This is a genomic window from Fuerstiella marisgermanici (assembly GCF_001983935.1).
Classification (GTDB): Bacteria; Planctomycetota; Planctomycetia; order Planctomycetales; family Planctomycetaceae; genus Fuerstiella; species Fuerstiella marisgermanici.
This window is the reverse complement of record NZ_CP017641.1, coordinates 328,599-342,873: the sequence shown is the minus strand read 5'-3', so window position 1 is coordinate 342,873 and position 14,275 is coordinate 328,599. Positions and strand designations below refer to the sequence as shown.

The window sequence follows — 14,275 nt, the reverse complement described above, 5'->3', positions numbered from 1 at the left end:
CCGCGTTCTGCGCGGTGTCGCTTGCTATTCAGCCTTCACTGGCCACGTCTTCGCCGGTCGGCGTTTCCGACCGCAACTTCCTTCTGATCACCTTTCCCAAAAAACTTCGGGGCAAGTCATCTTTGCAAAGTTCAATAACGGCCGGCCGTTTATGAGACGAAAGGTGTTCGTGGCAAAACTCCTTCAGTTCGTCTTCGTCGAACCTGGCACCGCTGTTCAGCACCACAAACGCCTTCACTATTTCGCCTTTGCGTTCGTCAGGCTCGCCAACAACTGCGGCGTCTTTGACGGACGGATGCTTCTTCAGCACTCCTTCCACGTCCTGTGGGTAAACGTTGAAACCGCTGGTGATGATCAAATCTTTTTTGCGTTCGACAATTTGGTACAAGCCGTCAGGCGTCAATCGAGCAAGGTCGCCGGTGTGCAGCCAGTCGTCTTCGTTGCCGGGTTTGACGGAAGGCCAATAACCCAGCATCACCTGTGGACCGCGCACCAATAGCTCGCCAACTTCGCCCGGCGCGACATCGACTTGACCGGTTTCGGAATCGACAATACGGCAAGCGGTATCCGGCAATGGCAACCCGATCGTGCCAAAGCTGGACGTGTCGTCGAGCGGCCCCACGTGCGTGACCGGCGACGCTTCCGACAGGCCATAGCCTTCAACGACCAGCGCTCCCGTGTGTTCTGCAAATTCACGACCAACTGCTTCAGGCAACGGAGCTCCGCCGCTGATCACCCATTTCAATGACGTTAAGTCCGCCTTGTGAGTTTTCAGGTGCTCGTTCATCGCAACCAGCATCGCAGGCACGGCGTGGAAGACCGTTGGGCGGTACTGTTCGATCATTCGAATCGCTTTACGAACGTTGAAGCGGTGATCCATGATCAGCGTGGCCACCATGGCGGCTCCGCCCATGACGTTCGTCGACAAACCGTAGCTGTGAAAGAACGGTAGCACAGCCAGCAGTGTCTCTTTGCCGACGGCGGCTCCCGCCCAGTAATACTGCTGCCACGCATTGGCCACCATGTTGCGATGGCTGAGCGTCACCGCCTTGGGTTCGCCGGTCGTACCGCCGGTGGGCAGAATGTAGGCGGGGACTGTCGACCAATCGGCTTTGGAAGCCTCGCTGGCTGCTGGCTGAGCGGTCGAGTCTGTCCCGCGCACTTCTTCCCAGAACCAACCGACCTTTTCGTTGGCCGACATCCACCATAACCCTGTGCGGCGTTTGCGCAGGAACAGATAGCCCAGTTGTTCGAACAGGGGAAGCTGAGGTCTTAACGAAACCAGCAGAGTCTTGTCGGGGCGATGTTCGCCCGAAATCAACGACACCAGCATGTCGAGACAGATCACGACTTTGCATTCAGTCGCTTCCAGCATGCGGTCGATCTCGTCCGGCACAGCCATTGGGCTGAGTGCCACCGCCACCGCCTGAGCACGCCAGATACCGTTGAGCGCGATGAGGTATTCGGGAACGTTCGGCAACAGCACGCCGACTCGATCACCGGGCTGAACTCCCAAACGACGCAGGCATTCAACCGTGCGGATGGCGTCGAGATTAAGTTCTTCCCACGTCCATTCGACGTCGTTGTAGATGCACGCGGCACGCCCGGGAATCAGCATGGCGGCTCGTTCAAGCAGTCCCCATGCAGGTATGTCGGGATATGCGAGGCGGCGAGGCACGCCGACCGGATAGCGGTCGATGCTGGACGCGGTAGTCCGCGTCACGGCATCGCCGCCTTGATCTGCAGAAGCGATGCGATTCGGAGGATTACCTGGATTCGCATCAGTGGCACCGGTCGATGTATCGCCGGGCAGTGTTGTTGGAGGGGCGTCGTGGCGGGGCTTGCCCGGCACAGAATCGCCATTGAAAATCGTGGCCATGTCTACCTCACTTTCAGAGCACCACCCACCACTTTGAACGAACAAAGAGGCCGGTAGAGATGTGTTAGAGGCGATCTGGCTTTCAGATTTCCAGGCAGTCCGAATTAGAGTTCAGACACCCTTCCTTCTGGGTTTGGTTACCGGATGAAAGCAGTTCGCGGTTGTACTTATTTAGACTCTCCGTTGAACGATCAAGTTCCATGTTTTTGGGTCAATGCAAACGCGTGGAGGACGATGCTGCGCGTCGCATTCCGTCTAAACAAAGGCTAGGTGTCCAATCAGCCCGGGTCAAATACGATTCCAGCGGAATGTTCGCAACTCGTTTACTGCGTTCAGGTTGCGGCACGTCCAAAAGCAGGACAACATCGCTGTTATTCGACAGTTGACGGGGCGCTAGGAAACGTCAGCGCTACTCCCACGCCAACTCTCGCAGAAAGCAAATCACTTCGTCCAGCGAACTGACCGGGCGCCCCGGGACACGCCCTTCGCTGTCGCACCGTGCCAAGAGTTTCAGCTCTTCACCGTCTTCGTGAGCTGTTAAACGGCGCCGTGCTCGCACGCCGATTGTGCCGTCATACAGGCGATGTTGAGTCGGCAGATTTTCGACAAACCAAAAAGCTCGCGGACTGACGATTTCGTGGAGCGCGTTTAATGTCGCCGTGTGGTTGTCGAACGGATCGATGCCCTTGCCGACGTCGTGCAACAGGGCCGCAATCAGGAAGTCTTCGTCCCACGGGCGAGCGTCTTTGGCCAGCTCAAACACCTGCAGACTGTGGTACAGCAGGTCGCCTTCCGGATGAGTGTCCCTGTTTAGCCGGACGCGATCCATCGGCTCCAGCAATGCCAGATATTGATCGAAACGCGACTCGGACAGGTCAGATTCGTCTGCGGAATCGTCATCAGAAAACTGGTCATACGACTCAGCAGGCAGGGGTTCAGCCGGCAGCACGGTAGAAACCAGTTGCTGCAGCGCCATCCGGATTTCCAGATCCGTGGGTAGCGATTCCGAATCCACGTAGCTGCTGGTGATCGCTCGAGCGGCGCGCCACCGGGCAGCAACGAACCGGGTTTCCTGCCGCGTGTTCAGAAGTTGGGCGGCAGCGTAGCAGATTTTTCGACGCAGCTTGTCAGCTTCCATAATGGCCTGCAACTACTCGGTCTGAGGGTATGTGGAAGGGGTGTGGTATGTTAACCTGCATTGACGAGGCAGCAGAATTCAAAACCTGATTTCGCCCTCAATCTAAGTTATAATACGATCGGCTGATGTTGTTTAGACAGCCGTGATTCTGCAGGGTTCGGGACCGAAACAAAAGACGGAAGAAAATATGGGAGAAGCAGATCCATTAGCCGGTGCCGCTCAGGAATGGTACAAAAAAGGCACCGACGCCATGAACCGGCAGAACTGGGATTTCGCGGTCAATTGTTTCGGCAATTCCGTCAAAATGAAGCCCGATGTTGTGCTGTACCGTCAAACGAAACACGGCTGCTGCAAAAAGATGTACGGCGACAACGGCAGTGGCGCGAAAATGGCCGGCATGAAGCTGATGTCGATCCGAGGCAAAATGAAAAAGGCTCGGATGAAAAAGGATTGGGATACGCTCGACAAACTGGCGGAAGATGGACTGCTGGTCAATCCGTGGGATCCTCAACTATACGCCGATCTGGGCGCCGCGTCGAAGGAACTCGACCGCGGAGAAATCGCGGCCTACGCCTATTCCGCCGCCGTGAATCTCGACAAGACCAACATCGATTTTAACCGCGGCCTCGGCGACGTCATGCTGGAACGGGGCGAATACGACAAAGCTCGCGCGTGCTTCCAGCGAATCTATGAAGCTGATCCAAGTGATGGCGAAGCGCGTTCAAAGATGTCGCAAATCGATGCTGAAAAGGTGATGGATCGCGGGAACTACGAGAAGGCCGAATCGACTCAGGACGTAAAGGCGGACAAGTCCGGCAAATCAGGCGACGCGGGTGCATCAAGCGCTTACGATGCCGACCGGCGTCGTCGGCGCGGTGCGGCACCAGATTCTGTCGCTCCCGGCGAATCTGAAGAAGCAGACTTGCGAAACGCTATTCGCAAGGACCCGAAGAACGAGGCATTGTATTCGAAGCTATCGAACGTACTGCGCGATCAGCGCAAGTTCCCGCAAGCCATCGAAGTCCTCGACAAAGGTCTGGAAACCTTCAACAACAGCGTGTCTTTGCAGGAGGAAAAAGAAGACATCGAACTGGAAATCATGAAGGACAAAGCGTCGGAAGCCAACGACCGCGCTCGCAAGAATCCCGACAAAGAACGGCTGAAGGAAAAAGCGGATGCGCTTAAGAAGGACCTTGTCGTTCGCGAAATCGAAGTTCTGGCGTCTCGCATTGAGCGCAACAAGAACGACATGAAAATGCGTTTCGAACTGGCGGATCGTTATCGCAAAACGAAGCAGTACAAGCTGGCGATTCCACTGTTCCAGCAGGCATCTGCCGATTCCCGGCTGAAGGAAGATTCATTGGTGTCGCTGGGCGAATGCTTTATGCGAACCGGAAAAATGGATCTCGGCCGGCGTCAGTTTGAGAAGGCTTTGGAAACGCTGACTTACAAAGAAAAACCGGATCCGTTCAAGAACGCTCACTACTGCCTTGGCCGCATGTACGAGAAGGCTAAGAAAAACGAACTTGCCGAACACCATTACACCGAAATTCTGTCCGTCGACTACGACTACCGTGACGTGCTAAAGCGGTTGGAAGAAATTCAGGGCGGCGACGAATTCGAAGACTTCGACGACGATTAAAGCAGTTTCCCTTCTCTCATGGACGGTTCGGGCTTGTGGGAAACAGCCTTCATCGCCCGAAACGATTGTTCCGCGACTACCCGTCAGCGAGATTGGCTGTAGCCGATAACGTGCCTGTTTTTTGATCCGCCTCGCTGTTCCCTGCGTTTGACCTTTAGCTATTCATATTCGGACCTCTGCACGCACCATATCGAACAGGTCAATCGCCTCATGTCATCGCCAAACGTCGTTGAATTTCGAAACGTTTCCAAGACATACAACTACGGTCGGCCGGATGCTTTCACCGCCGTCAAAGACATTAACTTTGCGGTTCCCGATGTACCAAATCATGGCGAGTTCATTTCGGTATTGGGCCCCAGTGGCTGTGGCAAGAGTACGATTCTGCGGATGATCGCCGGACTGACACCGCAGCATCCACCGACCACCGGCGAGGTGCTGGTGGAAGGTCAACGAGTGCTGGGACCGGGACCGGATCGAGGGATGGTGTTTCAGGATTACACCAGCTTCGACAACCGCACAGTGCTGGACAACGTCGCCTTCGGTATGGAATGTCGCGGTGTGTCCAGGGAAGAACGCCACGAGCAGGCTCGATCATGGATTGGTAAAGTCGGGCTGAATGTGGATTCAGACGCTGGCAAGTTTCCACACGAATTATCCGGTGGAATGCGGCAGCGAGTCGCGATTGCTCGAACGCTGATTCTACGACCGAGGATTATACTGATGGATGAACCGTTCGGAGCACTCGACCCACATACCCGCATGCAGATGCAGGACCTGCTGGTGAATTTGTGGCGAGAAGTGCAGGCCACCGTTTTTTTTGTAACGCACTCGATTGAAGAATCTGTCTACCTCGGCGACCGAGTGTTCATTCTTAGTCGGTCGCCTGGTACGCTGCTGCATCAAATCGAAGTAGAGCCGCCTGATCGACCAGCTCTGGAAATGCAGCGAGAAGAAGGTTTCCAAAAGACCGTCTTTGGAATCCGTGATATCCTTGAAGAACTGGAGTCCGCTAACGCCCATGCGGGCGCAATGTAGCCGGAAGCATTTTTTCACGACAGCCATAAAGCCAACTGGCTGCGGCGCGGAAACTTCGAAATTTTCTGCTACGGTATTCCCAGTCAATTGAAGACCGAACGTAATCCACGTGAGCCTTACTAAATACATCAAAGCCGCCTTTGCGAACCGCTGGAACCTATTAGGCCTGGCGGCAGGGGTCGGGTTTTCAATGATGTCGCAACAGCCGGAGGTCGGACTTTCGCTAGTCGCCGCTGGCGAAATGGCGTGGCTGGGCTTCGTCGGAACTCACCCCCGCTTTCGCCAGTACGTCGACATCACCGAACAGCAGAAGCTGAAAGAGAATAATGCGAAGACGGCTGAAGTCCGCATGCGACGGATGCTCACGTCACTGCCCCGAGGTGCTCAGCAGCGGTTTCGTAAATTGATGGGTCGCTGCGAAGAACTTCGCGCGATCACCAAACAGTATCAGACCGCGAACGGTGTTCTGGAACCGGACGGCACATTCGCTGAAGTCCGGCTGGATGGGCTGGACCGCCTGCTGTGGCTGTTTCTGAAACTGCTGTACACCGAAAATTCGTTAAACCGATTTTTCGAAACCACAACGATCGATGAAATCGAACGGGAAACGAGACAGGTGCAGTCGCGGCTGGAACGCGAAGCCGAGCGTCCGCAAAACGAACAGCGAGCTCGCATAATGGCAACGTTACAGGACAACCTGAACACCTGTAAGCAGCGGCAGAAGAACTTCGAGCAGGCGCGCGACAGCTACGAATTAGTGAAGGCCGAACAGAAGCGGCTGGAGAACAAGATTCGTTCGTTGGCGGAAATGGGGATCAGCCGCGGTGACCCGGCAATGCTGTCAAACGAAGTCGATTCAGTCGCCGACAGTATTCACGAAACAGAACAAACGTTAAGTGAACTGGAATTCGTCACCGGCTTTTCCACGTCGCAGGACGAAGCCGTCCCGGAAATCGTGACACGGCGAGTCGTCGCAAAGTAGGCGCAGTGCTGCGATACGCGAGTTCACAAGTTGGAATCACGGCCTCGGTCCGAAATCAAATGCCGGGCTCGAGTGATGGATGTTCCTCTGACACCGTCACCACACCCTGTAGTTCCTGCCGCAGGCGGCGGCGAACTCGGTAGTTGGCCTGACGAACGGCGGCGACACTGATGCCCAGTTGTTTTGCGACGACGTCCGTGGGTTGTTCGTCGATCGCCACACGCCAAAACGCATTCCAGGTGGATTCCTGGAATTCAGGTCGAATCAATTCTGCCGCGCGGATGATGAGCGATCCATCGCCCGTAACGGATTCGTCATCCGCCAGGTCACCAAACGGATCTGGCAATTCGGCAAGTCGCCGCTGAGCGTCGCTGCCGCCCTGACCGGGTTCGCTGCGAGCGATCCGCTGCCAATGGTTTCGAATCTTGCTTTGAGTCACCTTCCACAGCCACGCGGTGAGTGCGCCTTTCTGACCGGATTCTCGTTTGAAGCCGTCAAGATAGCGAGCCACGGCGCGGAAGGTGTCCTGAATCACGTCCGCCGCATCGTCGTCGGACAGACGGGCCGCACGACACCAACCGTACAGCGTGGGGCCGTACAGATCAACAAACCGAACCCACGCCTCCTGATCACATTCCCGAATGCGTTCCAGAAGCGTGGATGATGTTTGACTCGGACGTGACAACGAAAAAGACCTGCCTGAAAAGATCGCAAACGCGGCAACAGGAAAGGAGCCGACGTTGAGCAGACGAACTTCGATTGGAGTCCGGTCCGCCTGCGATCTGGCTTCCTCGCATTGTCAGGCAGGTTGGTCTGTTTATCAACTCGGGTCAACCTCTCTCGTGCGGAATTCGGCAGGCCGCGAGTTACTTCGTGATCACCTGGCAGCCCTTCAGCAGTTTTTTCAGGGCTGTGATGTCGGGATTACTCAGCCCCGCATTAAATAAATACAAAGTGGTCAGCTCTGGCAAATCTTTCAAATTCGCGAGATCCTCCGAAGACAACGAATCTGCGTTGATCTGCAACGTCTGCAACGTCTGCAACTGACGCACTTCGCTTAGAGCCGCTAGTTTTTCACCAGTTAGATCACAATTAGAGAACTCCAATCGCCGCAGCGCTGGCCAGGACTTCAGGTCTCGCAGGGACGTCGCAGTTACACCAGCTCCGTCCTTTAAACCAAGCGAGGTCAGCGTGGGCGACGACTTCAGGTGCGTGAATCCTTCGCCTGTGAGGTTTAAAGCATTCAGTGCCACGAAGTCCAGGGGAAGTTTTGTCAGTAGGTTTAGATCGCCATCCTTTAGCGGCGCGTAGTAGCGGAGATGAATTGGGTTTTTAAGTTTGCTCAGCGGTTGAAGTTCAGTCACGGAGATTGTCGAAGGCAACCCCAGCCATTGCAGCGACTCACACTTCGCGACCTCCGGTACCAAATCAGCTCCCACACCGGTTGTGTCGACATTAAGGTGAGTGATCCCGCGCAATGCTCTGACAAGCGGGATGACTCCGGCCGACGTCACGGGACATTCGGCCAACGCCATGTAGTTGCAGCGGTGAAACTGGGCGAATGCACGGAGAGCGTCATCGTTGATTGCGGTGTGGTAAAAAACCAGCGAGCGAAGGCTTGTCAGTCCGCTAAGCAACTTCGCATCTTCGTTCGTGAACTCGGTTCCCATCGCATATAGCCCCCACAGCTCAAAGTCTTTGACTGGCAGGTCTTCGGGCCGGGCGATGAGTTTGGGTTCCTGCTCCGCTACTCGAACAGTGACCGTGCTGCCAGTGAGTTCCAAAATGCGATTTGCCGCTCGGCGATGTGCGTCCGGCGGTTTGGGTGTCGGCAAATAACGAACAACAACCTGATGACTTTCACCGGTTTTGATGGTTAGCTGCGGTCCTCCAACAATTTCGAGACCGCTATCCGTCGTTACTGAAATTTCATACGTCCCCGGAGCCAGCGGGGCCGACGTTTTTTGCGCTGTCAACTTCAGTGTTTGCTGTTTTCCGGTCTGCAAACTCTTGAGGGTCAGAGTTTCGCCAACGACGGTGCCTTCAAATGCATTGTCGTCAAACTGCACCTCCATTGTTCCGTGACCAACGTCGACCTTTCGTGTCGTGACGCCGAACCATGCCGCTCCGCCAAACAGTGCGAGCATCACGATTAGGCCGAAGCGACGCCAACCGGAATGACGCCCCTTTCCAGTACGGCCTTGGTGAGTCGCTGGTTGACTGTTTCGCCGACTAGCTGGCCGAGGGGCAGCGTTGGATTTTTGCGGGTTCTGAAGACGCATCAAATCAGCAGTGTCGGCGGTGTCAGCCAGCGATGCTGCGACCTCGGCCATGGCGCCGTACCGATCGACGGGCTGCTTATCCATCATTCGCGTGACAACAGCGTCGACCACAGGTGGTACGTCGCGGCGAAAGTCAGAAAGGGGACGGGGCGCCTCGCTTTGATGCCGAGCGAGCGTTCTCGTCATCGCTCCTTTTTGATCATCACGGAATGGCGGCTGGCCGGTCAGCAAAAAATAGAACGTGCATCCGAGCGAATAGATATCGGACCGTTCATCGGCGATGCCACCGTCTCGCGCCTGTTCGGGGGCCATGTAGTCGATGGTTCCAACAATCAACCCGTCGCGCGTGAGTTCCGCGGAGTATTCGGTGGTATCGCCAGCCTCGGTCGCCTGCGTTTCTTTGCCCGTGGCTGCGTCGCTGCGTAGCCGGGCAAGTCCGAGATCCAGAATCTTGACTACCGCTGCGCCGCCAGCTCCACTGGAGCCCCCCGCATGCTCGGGCGAGGTCGGCGACAGAATCAGATTGGACGGCTTAACGTCTCGATGAATCAGGCCCTGGTCATGAGCAAACTGAAGCCCGACAGCGGCCTGCCGAATCACTTCACACGCTTCTGCCACTGGTAGCGGGCCATCTTGCCTGACGATCGACGACAGGTCGGCACCGTCAACGAATTCCATGACCAAAAATGGAAGACCGTCTTCTTCACCGGCGTCGGTGGCTCGCACGATGTTGGGATGTTCCAGCCGAGCGATCGCCTTCACTTCGCGTTCAAAGCGTTTGACGCGATCCGGTCTTGAAAGATGGCGCTGCGACAGAATTTTGATCGCGACGGTGCGATCCATGCGCGTGTGAAGAGCCTTGAACACGACTCCCATTCCGCCTTCGCCAAGTTTTTCGACGATCTGGTAGTCGCGAATCCTCTCAGGCGCGGTCGCTTCGTCTTCGCCTTTGTGACTGAGAACATTGGCCACGTCGACTTCTCTTAACCGTCCCAGAGTGCGGTCACAATCGGGATCCGGTGGAAGGTCGTGGTGAGATGCGTGACGCAACTGTTTGATCAAATCGTCACCGTTACGGGCATGCACCTCGACCGTCACTCCGCAGGCGGCACATGTTTCGATGTGGCTCACGACCGATTCGGCCTCATCTTCTGCCAGCAAGCCGTGAGCAAACCTGGCGATCGTCGGTTCGTCGGGACAGTTTTCCGGTGACATTTTTCTGTGTCCCAAAGGCACCGCGTTGTCGGGATTCGTTGCCCGAAAAACGACTGAAGTAGTCCGATCTTACGAGAAACCGTAGCCGCATAACAGGAGCCGTTGCAACGCAGCTGCTGGATCCAAGCTGGGTGCGTTGGACTGAAATCGAACCAGTTGTCCCGCAATTTTCCTTCCGCAGCCTGATTCCGGTACTCAAATCGCCAATTGAGAAAAAACGCCTTTCGTGTTATGCCCCACGAGTTTCTCAAGTGGCACAGTATGCAGACCATCACCTCGAGTCCAGGAGAAGAAACATGCGGACCCTTCAGCAGAGGATTAGGCAGGCCCACAGCTATGAAGTCATCGATGCGCTTAGAGAAGGATGCGACTGGATTGACAGCGTCAAGGATCGACACCGATCGAACATCATACCGGATGAGTTTCTGTTACCCTGCTTAGAGTTCTGGAATGTGAGCAAAAACATGAGGCTGCGTGTCGTTTTAATGTTCAGGAGACCAGTGTTTGGGCGACCTCGGAGACTTTTTGAGATCGCCTTTGGCTACAAGCATCACAGCGGAAAAATTGGGTACTACGCGTCGATACTGCGCATGTTGCCAACCGCTTTACCAATTCTTCACTACGCCGTTGGTGGCAAGAGTGCTGCACGGGAAGCCAGCTTCCAAATGTGGCAAGCCAACAATGAGATCAACGCATCCATGGCGAAAGACTATGACGAGTTTCCTGCCGAAATAGTCAAATTGATCAACGAAGCGAATAGCAATTTCGCCACCTAGCAATCCATGACCGCGGCTGCATTGATCGCCCCCGGCCGGCTCAGAACCTCCAACAAAACCTGCGCGACTCGCCTACGATCTACGCGTGGTCTGACTCTGTCAATCTACCGCGAAGATGGAATGCGACGAACTGGAAGTGCGTCGCCCAAGCAGGTTGTTGAGTTGAAGGACAAATCTCGGAACCTAATGAGTCAGTGGCTCGGTGGGACCATCATCTTTGCTCGCCGCAAGGCTCGGGTAAAACGGCAGACGACGAATTCTAACTCTCTTCCATTAATCTGAACAAATGGGGCTATTCGATGACTCACACTCTTTCGCTGAATGATGTCAAAGCGATCGTCAAGACGGTCACTAAGCACGACACCAGAATGAATCTGCGAATCAGTTCCGAGAGCATATTCGTGCAACGGGCCGAGGACATGGAACAGGGTAAGAACCGTTACCACTTTCTGGTCTCAAAAGGAGGTAACGGCAAGATACTATGGTTTGCGGGAATGGCGCTCAACTGGTTGTCAAACGCGGCAACGGGTGCAGCCGGAATCGGAACATCGGGGGTAGAAGCACTTGCGTCCGGCGGCACCACCGCAGTAGGCAAGGCCGCATCAATGCATTCACTCGGCGGTGCGTTTCGTGCCGGAGTCATGCGAGACGCGCAGGCTATTCATCAGAAGGCGGGTGTGAAAAACATGCTGGTGATGCTTGAGACGCACAACGCACTCAGCGCATGCGGCTGCGTGGACGCGATCGGAGAGAACGAGTGGGCTATGTTCGTCACGACGCCATCCAGCGTGGGATACTATGACAAATACAAACGCATTCTCTACGGCCAAGATCCGAGCCTTCGACATCCTTACAAGGGCACTTACCTACCCGGCCACGACCAGCTAACCTTGGATGGCGCGGGGCCACTAAAACTGCAGAAGGCGTAGCTTCCCAGTGATGCTACACTCGAACCGCAGCAGTCTTGATCCTTCGTCGCTGTGTCCCGAGCACAACGCGGGCGGGAGCAAACCATGAACGGCCAAATCGCAGCACTCATTCAATCCCGAAGTGCGTCCGACCAGCAGATTGTTCGCGACGTCTTTCGCAGTAAGTTCCGAGACATTCGATCGTTTCGAAACTTCCTGAAGAGTACGCTTCAGACAAACGTTACGTCGATGCTGCATGCGCCGTCCGGACGTTGGGACATCAAGTCTTTTCACGCTCTGTATATCGCCTGTTGGGTTCATCATCCGCTGGAAAAAGGCAGCTACATGATTGACCTGTCCCAGCTTTCCGAAGAACAACGGGGCGTCATTCAACGTGCGTGCGACAGACACCTGGCGAGGCGAAAAAGTTCTCACCTCGGCGGTGCAGGCCGATCGGCGAAAAAAGGCTGGGCCTTTTTGAAGGGATACCGCGAGCTGCTGGTTCAGATGGAAACCACGAAAGGCACGGAGTATCTGTTTATGAAGGCCGAAGACTACGGAACGGGACTTAGAGGATTCATTCCTCACACGCGAGGTTATTTCCACATGAGAAAGACTGGCCACGGTCTCACCGCATCGGCCGCCCTGAATACACTCGCATCAGCAGGCAACCCACTGGTTACGGTGGAAGGACGAGCGGCAGAAAACTACGCCAATGGCTACAAGGCGCAGCTGCGAGACGTTCTGAAACTGCGAGGAACGAAGATCACCGTTCGTGACATGCTACCGGCGCTCTATCAGCATGCCCGCTACCCGAGGCCGGGTAACCTTGCCAATATGTCCAATCGAGAAATCGGCGACTCGCTAATAAGTTTCTGCCGGCACGTCTGTATGCAACGAGGCCGGGGCACGCAACCGGGGACCAGCATTCCGAAAGGAATGTCCGAAATCACGCCCGAGATGATCAGCGATCTCCAAAAACTCGCCAAGACTCTGAAAGCAGACGGTGACGCTCAGCTGAATCGGGTTTTTCGAGAAATCCGCGTCGCCCCAGCCGTCGTCGACAGTTCGTTGAAGACTTTCTACGAATTGCACGGCTAGGACCTGCGGTCAGGGATTTCAAAAGAAAGCTGTAACAGATCAATTTTCCTCCCGCTAAAGGCAGTTGGGCACTTTGCCCGATCGCATTTAACCGAAAACGAGGGGGAAATCATGGGACGTTCTTTCCATACGCTGATCTGTGTGGCCGCTGTCTGCCTGGCAACCACACCGGCGGATTCGTTCGCTCAGTCTAAGTTTCGCAAAAGTGGCGGAATGAGCAGCCGCATGGGGCGATCCGGATCGTCCGGCATTTCACGCGGAAGTAGTTTTCGCAGCGGCGGTAGCTCGCTTGGGCAACCGAAGAGCGGAACATCCTTGCAGTCGAAGGCACCGTCGTCACGCGGTAGCAGTCGATTCGGCAAATTCGGTTCGCTAAAGCAGGGCGGTTCGTCCACACCGAAGCTAACGGCACCTCGCACGACAACACCCGGAACGTCATTCGGCAAGGGTCTGCCGATTCAGTCAGGCGGCCTGAGCAGCAGGAAAAATTCAAACAGCAGCTTCACCGGGCAGCAGTTGAAGTGGAACAGTCGTGGGGCGAATTCGATTAAGAATTTTTCCGGCAAGTCGTTGTCCGGAAAATCGTTAACGGGCAAATCATTGTCCGTCTCGAAGAACAACCTCAAACTGATCAATCCGAAGTTTGATCATTCGAAATTCAAGACCGTGCCGTTCCTTCCGAAGACCAACGGACAGAAGAGTTCGTCTGCGAAGTCCGGCGGCAACCATGTCCACAACGGGCACAACAATAACTGGAAGCACCTGGTCCACAACATCCTGCACAACCACAATCATCGAAACCACTGGTGTCATACACGACCAGCGACGTGTCACTGGTGGGTGGGCTACTGTCAGCCGATCGCTCATTGTCACACTCATGAGATCGTTACCTGCGACTGGTCACGGGTTCGCTGCAGCACAACCTTGCACGTGGGAGCACCACCTCAGGAAGTTCAGTGGTACCTGGGTCTGAAGGGAATTTTGTTGCCGGGCAAAGGGCTGGGCGTTGACACTGTTGAACCGGGATCGCCGGCAGATCGAGTCGGCCTGCAGCCAGGAATGGTGATCACCGTGTGCAATGGTATCCCACTGGTTGATGAAGCAGCCATGCAGGAAGCCATTCGAATATCAGGAGGCACCCTGCACCTGACGTTGCTGTCGGACGACGGCAGTCAGGTTTTGGAAGGTGTCGCTCAGATGGCCCGTGTTGCTTCTGTTCGATTCTGAAAACAAGTGCCGAGGCCGGCCCGCCTAACAGCGAACATCCAGCCGCAAAAGTTTTCGGACGGAGGGCAGACGAAAGGCCGAGGTCACCAT

General features: G+C 55.4%; 11 protein-coding genes. 7 read left to right on the top strand and 4 right to left on the bottom strand.

The window, feature by feature from the left end; genetic code table 11:
• Positions 1-28 precede the first annotated feature (28 nt).
• Both Fuma_RS01130 and Fuma_RS01125 read right to left on the bottom strand, forming a co-directional pair.
• The gene (locus Fuma_RS01130; protein WP_083731713.1) at positions 29-1,879 is read right to left on the bottom strand and encodes an AMP-binding protein; all 1,851 of its coding nucleotides are present in this window, start codon (positions 1,877-1,879) and stop codon (positions 29-31) included.
• Positions 1,880-2,288: 409 nt separating this feature from the next.
• Positions 2,289-3,017, bottom strand: a complete 729-nt coding sequence (locus Fuma_RS01125) for an HD domain-containing protein (protein ID WP_077022508.1) — start codon at positions 3,015-3,017, stop codon at positions 2,289-2,291.
• A gap of 187 nt (positions 3,018-3,204) precedes the next feature.
• Between Fuma_RS01125 and Fuma_RS01120 the strand changes: the two genes are divergently transcribed.
• From Fuma_RS01120 to Fuma_RS01110, 3 genes are all read left to right on the top strand, one after another.
• Positions 3,205-4,659 carry a tetratricopeptide repeat protein gene (locus Fuma_RS01120; protein ID WP_077028027.1) on the top strand — a complete coding sequence of 485 codons (1,455 nt, stop codon included), beginning with the start codon at positions 3,205-3,207 and terminating at the stop codon, positions 4,657-4,659.
• Between the two features lie 210 nt (positions 4,660-4,869).
• Positions 4,870-5,694 (top strand): ABC transporter ATP-binding protein, encoded by an 825-nt coding sequence (locus Fuma_RS01115; RefSeq protein ID WP_077022507.1) that lies wholly within the window; start codon positions 4,870-4,872, stop codon positions 5,692-5,694.
• A 109-nt stretch (positions 5,695-5,803) separates the two neighbouring features.
• Complete coding sequence (locus Fuma_RS01110) at positions 5,804-6,676, top strand: hypothetical protein (RefSeq protein WP_077022506.1); 873 nt, start codon at positions 5,804-5,806, stop codon at positions 6,674-6,676.
• Between the two features lie 55 nt (positions 6,677-6,731).
• Here Fuma_RS01110 and Fuma_RS01105 read toward each other — a convergent pair whose 3' ends face one another.
• Positions 6,732-7,361: an RNA polymerase sigma factor gene (locus Fuma_RS01105; protein WP_077022505.1), complete on the bottom strand. Its 630-nt coding sequence runs from the start codon at positions 7,359-7,361 to the stop codon at positions 6,732-6,734.
• Positions 7,362-7,542: 181 nt separating this feature from the next.
• Positions 7,543-10,173, bottom strand: a complete 2,631-nt coding sequence (locus tag Fuma_RS01100) for a serine/threonine-protein kinase (protein ID WP_077022504.1) — start codon at positions 10,171-10,173, stop codon at positions 7,543-7,545.
• Between the two features lie 296 nt (positions 10,174-10,469).
• Between Fuma_RS01100 and Fuma_RS01095 the strand changes: the two genes are divergently transcribed.
• The 4 genes from Fuma_RS01095 (at position 10,470) to Fuma_RS01080 (ending at position 14,185) form a co-directional block, all read left to right on the top strand.
• The gene (locus Fuma_RS01095; protein ID WP_077022503.1) at positions 10,470-10,949 is read left to right on the top strand and encodes a hypothetical protein; all 480 of its coding nucleotides are present in this window, start codon (positions 10,470-10,472) and stop codon (positions 10,947-10,949) included.
• Between the two features lie 299 nt (positions 10,950-11,248).
• Positions 11,249-11,878: a hypothetical protein gene (locus Fuma_RS01090; protein WP_077022502.1), complete on the top strand. Its 630-nt coding sequence runs from the start codon at positions 11,249-11,251 to the stop codon at positions 11,876-11,878.
• 84 nt (positions 11,879-11,962) lie between these two features.
• Complete coding sequence (locus Fuma_RS01085) at positions 11,963-12,958, top strand: hypothetical protein (protein WP_077022501.1); 996 nt, start codon at positions 11,963-11,965, stop codon at positions 12,956-12,958.
• 111 nt (positions 12,959-13,069) lie between these two features.
• Entirely contained in the window at positions 13,070-14,185 is a 1,116-nt protein-coding gene (locus Fuma_RS01080) for a PDZ domain-containing protein (protein WP_077022500.1), read from the top strand.
• The last annotated feature ends 90 nt before the right edge of the window (positions 14,186-14,275 follow it).

Bases quoted from the DNA above. Each gene is read 5' to 3' on its own strand.
- Fuma_RS01130 (WP_083731713.1), bottom strand. From the start codon at position 1,879: ATGGCCACGATTTTCAATGGCGATTCTGTGCCGGGCAAGCCCCGCCAC.
- Fuma_RS01125 (WP_077022508.1), bottom strand. From the start codon at position 3,017: ATGGAAGCTGACAAGCTGCGTCGAAAAATCTGCTACGCTGCCGCCCAA.
- Fuma_RS01120 (WP_077028027.1), top strand. From the start codon at position 3,205: ATGGGAGAAGCAGATCCATTAGCCGGTGCCGCTCAGGAATGGTACAAA.
- Fuma_RS01115 (WP_077022507.1), top strand. From the start codon at position 4,870: ATGTCATCGCCAAACGTCGTTGAATTTCGAAACGTTTCCAAGACATAC.
- Fuma_RS01100 (WP_077022504.1), bottom strand. From the start codon at position 10,173: ATGTCACCGGAAAACTGTCCCGACGAACCGACGATCGCCAGGTTTGCT.
- Fuma_RS01095 (WP_077022503.1), top strand. From the start codon at position 10,470: ATGCGGACCCTTCAGCAGAGGATTAGGCAGGCCCACAGCTATGAAGTC.
- Fuma_RS01090 (WP_077022502.1), top strand. From the start codon at position 11,249: ATGACTCACACTCTTTCGCTGAATGATGTCAAAGCGATCGTCAAGACG.
- Fuma_RS01085 (WP_077022501.1), top strand. From the start codon at position 11,963: ATGAACGGCCAAATCGCAGCACTCATTCAATCCCGAAGTGCGTCCGAC.
- Fuma_RS01080 (WP_077022500.1), top strand. From the start codon at position 13,070: ATGGGACGTTCTTTCCATACGCTGATCTGTGTGGCCGCTGTCTGCCTG.